The organism is Azospirillum lipoferum, from assembly GCF_024170005.1.
In the GTDB taxonomy this organism is placed as follows: Bacteria; Pseudomonadota; Alphaproteobacteria; order Azospirillales; family Azospirillaceae; genus Azospirillum; species Azospirillum lipoferum.
On sequence record NZ_JALJXJ010000043.1, the window covers coordinates 1 to 1,905 of the forward strand.

1 protein-coding gene is annotated in these 1,905 nt (G+C 69.1%); it reads left to right on the forward strand.

The genetic code is table 11. The annotated features are described in order from the left end of the window. A partial coding sequence (locus J2848_RS35770; RefSeq protein WP_253568873.1) for a condensation domain-containing protein occupies positions 1-1,905 on the forward strand: 1,905 nt, incomplete at both ends.

Below are 1,905 nucleotides of genomic sequence, written 5' to 3' on the forward strand. Positions count from 1 at the left end.
GCGGTGCCGTCCAACGGGCTGGGCTATGGCGTGCTGCGCCATCTCGGCGATGCGGAGAGCCGGACGGCCCTGCGTGCCCTGCCCGAGGCGCGGGTAACCTTCAACTATCTCGGCCAGTTCGACGGCAGCTTCGATGCCGGGGCCCGCTTCGTCCCGGCCGACGAGCCGGCGGGCAGCAGCCAGGATGCCGCTGCGCCGCTGGGCAACTGGCTGACGCTGAACGGTCAGGTCCATAACGGCGAGCTGATGTTCGACTGGAGCTACAGCCGGTCGGTGCTCGGGGCGTCGGTTGTCGAGGGTCTGGCCGCGGCCTATGGGGAGGAGTTGCAGGCGCTGGTGGCGCATTGCGAGGCATCGGCCGGCGGGCTGACGCCGTCGGACGTGCCGCTGGCCGGTCTGACCCAGGCGCAGCTGGACGCGCTGGCCCTGCCGGCGCGGGAGGTGGAGGACCTCTATCCGCTGACGCCGATGCAGCAGGGCATGCTGTTCCATGCGCTCTACGAGCCCGGGGGCGACGCCTACATCAACCAGATGCGGGTGGATGTGGAGGGGTTGGACGTGGCCCGCTTCCACGTGGCGTGGCAGGGGGCGGTCGATAGACATGACAGCCTGCGCGCCGGCTTCCTGTGGGAGGGGCTGGACCATCCGCTGCAGGCGATCCGGCGCAAGGCGGCGGTGCCGCTGCGGCTTGAGGACTGGCGCGGCGATGCGGAGCCTTCCGCCCGCCTGGAGGCTCTCGCGGAGGCGGAGCGGCAGGCCGGCTTCGACCTTGCGTCACCGCCGCTGTTGCGGCTGACGGTGGTACGCACGGGTCAGGAGCGCCACCATGTGATCCTGACCAGCCACCACATCCTGCTGGACGGCTGGAGCAGCTCGCAGCTTCTGGGAGAGGTGCTGCAGCGCTATGCCGGCCATGCCCCGGCAACGGACGGCGGACGCTTCCGCGACCATGTGGCGTGGCTGCAGGGGCGTGACCGGGCGGCGTCGGAGGCCTTCTGGCGGGCCCGCACCGCTGAAATCGACCAGCCGACGAGGATCGCTGCGGCCGGCGGGCAACCGGATGCTGCGGAAGGGCATGGGGTTCTCGAACTGGTCTTCGACGAGGGGGAAACCCTGCGGTTGACCCGTTTCGCCCGTCAGGCTCAGGTCACGCTCAACACGCTGGTCCAGGCGGCATGGCTGCTGCTTCTGCACCGCCGGACCGGGCAGGGCACGGTGACGGCGGGCGTCACGGTCTCCGGCCGCCCGGCCGAACTGCCGGGCATCGAGCGGCAGATCGGCTTGTTCATCAACACGCTGCCGCTGGTCGGCACGCCGCACCCGGCCCTGACGGTTTCGGAGTGGCTGACCGGCCTCCAGGCCCGCAACCTTGAAATGCGGGAGCACGAATATACGCCGCTGTCCGATATCCAGCGCTGGTCCGGTCATGGCGGCGAGATGCTGTTCGATAGCCTGCTGGTTTTCGAGAATTATCCGCTGTCCGATGCGTTCGGCCGCGGAGACACCGGCGGCCTGCGGTTCGGCGTTCCACGGAACCATGAACTCACCAGCGTCCCGCTGACCCTGCTGATGGGAGCGGGAGAGCGGCTGACGCTCACCTTCAGCCATTGGCGCGACCGGATTGGTGACGATGAGGTTGGTCGCCTTGCCGACCAGATCCGTGGGCTTCTACTGGCCCTGACCGAAGATGTGGGGCGCCGGTTGGGCGGGTTCGGGTTGCTCGACGAGGAGGGCTGGCGGAGCTTTGCCGGCTGGAACGCATCCCGTGACGACAGCCTGACCGCCGGTCCTCTGGTTCCTGACGTGATTGCTGAGCAGGCGGCTCTGCATGGTGCGCGTCCTGCTTTGAGCTTTGGCGGCCGGACGCTGAGCTATGCCGAGCTGGAGGCGCAGGCGAACCGTCTG